Genomic DNA, 2,946 nt, shown 5'->3' with positions numbered 1-2,946 from the left:
AGACACACCCGTTATAGGGTCAAGCGAACAAGTGCATGTGGTGGATGCCTTGGCGATCACAGGCGATGAAGGACGCGGTAGCCTGCGAAAAGCTTCGGGGAGCTGGCAAACGAGCTTTGATCCGAAGATGTCCGAATGGGGAAACCCACTCCGAATGGAGTATCCATGACTGAATCCATAGGTCATGCGAAGCGAACGCGGTGAACTGAAACATCTAAGTAACCGCAGGAAAAGAAATCAACCGAGATTCCCAGAGTAGTGGCGAGCGAAATGGGACCAGCCTGTACTCTTTATCTTCACTGTTAGCCGAAGGCTCTGGAAAGTGCCGCCATAGCGGGTGATAGCCCCGTAGGCGAAAACAGTGGGGAAGAACTGGGTGTACGAGAAGTAGGGCGGGACACGTGAAATCCTGTCTGAAGATGGGGGGACCATCCTCCAAGGCTAAATACTCGTGATCGACCGATAGTGAACCAGTACCGTGAGGGAAAGGCGAAAAGAACCCCGGGAGGGGAGTGAAACAGATCCTGAAACCGCATGCATACAAACAGTCGGAGCCTTCGCAAGGGGGTGACGGCGTACCTTTTGTATAATGGGTCAGCGACTTACATTCAGTGGCGAGCTTAACCGATTAGGGCAGGCGTAGCGAAAGCGAGTCCGAACAGGGCGTCCAGTCGCTGGGTGTAGACCCGAAACCAGGTGATCTATCCATGGCCAGGATGAAGGTGCGGTAACACGTACTGGAGGTCCGAACCCACTAACGTTGAAAAGTTAGGGGATGAGCTGTGGATAGGGGTGAAAGGCTAAACAAACCTGGAAATAGCTGGTTCTCTCCGAAAACTATTTAGGTAGTGCCTCGTGTATCACCTTCGGGGGTAGAGCACTGTCATGGTTGTGGGGTCCATTGCGGATTACTACGCCATAGCAAACTCCGAATACCGAAGAGTGCAATCACGGGAGACAGACATCGGGTGCTAACGTCCGGTGTCAAGAGGGAAACAACCCAGACCGCCAGCTAAGGTCCCCAAATATTGCTAAGTGGGAAACGAAGTGGGAAGGCTAAAACAGTCAGGAGGTTGGCTTAGAAGCAGCCATCCTTTAAAGAAAGCGTAATAGCTCACTGATCGAGTCGTCCTGCGCGGAAGATGTAACGGGGCTAAGCAATATACCGAAGCTGCGGATGCACAGTGATGTGCATGGTAGGAGAGCGTTCCGTAAGCCTGCGAAGGTGCACTGGAAAGTGTGCTGGAGGTATCGGAAGTGCGAATGCTGACATGAGTAGCGATAAAGGGGGTGAAAGGCCCCCTCGCCGTAAGCCCAAGGTTTCCTACGCAACGTTCATCGGCGTAGGGTGAGTCGGCCCCTAAGGTGAGGCAGAAATGCGTAGCTGATGGGAAGCAGGTCAATATTCCTGCACCAGTGTTGAATGCGATGGGGGGACGGATCGCGGAAGGTTGTCCGGGTGTTGGAAGTCCCGGTCCTTGCATTGGAGAAGGCGCTTTGGCAAATCCGGGCGCGTAATTCAAGGGTGTGAGGCCAGCAGCTTCGGCTGCGAAGCAATCGGAAGTGGTTCCAGGAAAAGCCTCTAAGCTTCAGTTCAACAGTGACCGTACCGCAAACCGACACAGGTGGGCGAGATGAGTATTCTAAGGCGCTTGAGAGAACTCGGGAGAAGGAACTCGGCAAATTGGTACCGTAACTTCGGGATAAGGTACGCCCTGGTAGCCTGATGCGCCTGCGCGCAGAGGGTGAAGGGGTTGCAATAAACTGGTGGCTGCGACTGTTTAATAAAAACACAGCACTCTGCAAACACGAAAGTGGACGTATAGGGTGTGACGCCTGCCCGGTGCCGGAAGATTAAATGATGGGGTGCAAGCTCCTGATTGAAGTCCCGGTAAACGGCGGCCGTAACTATAACGGTCCTAAGGTAGCGAAATTCCTTGTCGGGTAAGTTCCGACCTGCACGAATGGCGTAACGATGGCCACACTGTCTCCTCCCGAGACTCAGCGAAGTTGAAGTGTTTGTGATGATGCAATCTCCCCGCGGCTAGACGGAAAGACCCCATGAACCTTTACTGTAGCTTTGCATTGGACTTTGAACCGGTCTGTGTAGGATAGGTGGGAGGCGAAGAAGCGTGAACGCCAGTTTGCGTGGAGCCAACCTTGAAATACCACCCTGATCTGTTTGAGGTTCTAACCCTGGTCCGTGAATCCGGATCGGGGACAGTGCATGGTAGGCAGTTTGACTGGGGCGGTCTCCTCCCAAAGTGTAACGGAGGAGTACGAAGGTACGCTAGGTACGGTCGGAAATCGTGCTGATAGTGCAATGGCATAAGCGTGCTTAACTGCGAGACCGACAAGTCGAGCAGGTGCGAAAGCAGGTCATAGTGATCCGGTGGTTCTGTATGGAAGGGCCATCGCTCAACGGATAAAAGGTACTCTGGGGATAACAGGCTGATACCGCCCAAGAGTTCATATCGACGGCGGTGTTTGGCACCTCGATGTCGGCTCATCTCATCCTGGGGCTGTAGCCGGTCCCAAGGGTATGGCTGTTCGCCATTTAAAGAGGTACGTGAGCTGGGTTTAAAACGTCGTGAGACAGTTTGGTCCCTATCTGCCGTGGGCGCTGGATATTTGAAGGGGGCTGCTCCTAGTACGAGAGGACCGGAGTGGACGAACCTCTGGTGTACCGGTTGTCACGCCAGTGGCATCGCCGGGTAGCTATGTTCGGAAGAGATAACCGCTGAAAGCATCTAAGCGGGAAACTCGCCTTAAGATGAGATATCCCCGGGGCTTCGAGCCCCTTGAAGGGTCGTTCAAGACCAGGACGTTGATAGGTCAGGTGTGTAAGCGCAGTAATGCGTTGAGCTAACTGATACTAATTGCCCGTAAGGCTTGATCCTATAACAGGTGTGTGTCGGCAGCCGTTAGCGCTTGAGCGCTGATGGA

Annotated in this window: 1 rRNA gene; it reads left to right on the top strand. The window is 53.6% G+C overall.

Annotated features, from left to right (window positions below):
* The first annotated feature begins 17 nt into the window (after positions 1-17).
* A 23S ribosomal RNA gene (locus ABQJ48_RS37315) occupies positions 18-2,900 on the top strand.
* The last annotated feature ends 46 nt before the right edge of the window (positions 2,901-2,946 follow it).

The organism is Paraburkholderia suaedae (assembly GCF_040812055.1).
Lineage (GTDB): Bacteria > Pseudomonadota > Gammaproteobacteria > Burkholderiales > Burkholderiaceae > Paraburkholderia.
The sequence above is the reverse complement of the archived record's forward strand: the minus strand, read 5'-3'. Positions and strand labels throughout refer to the sequence as shown.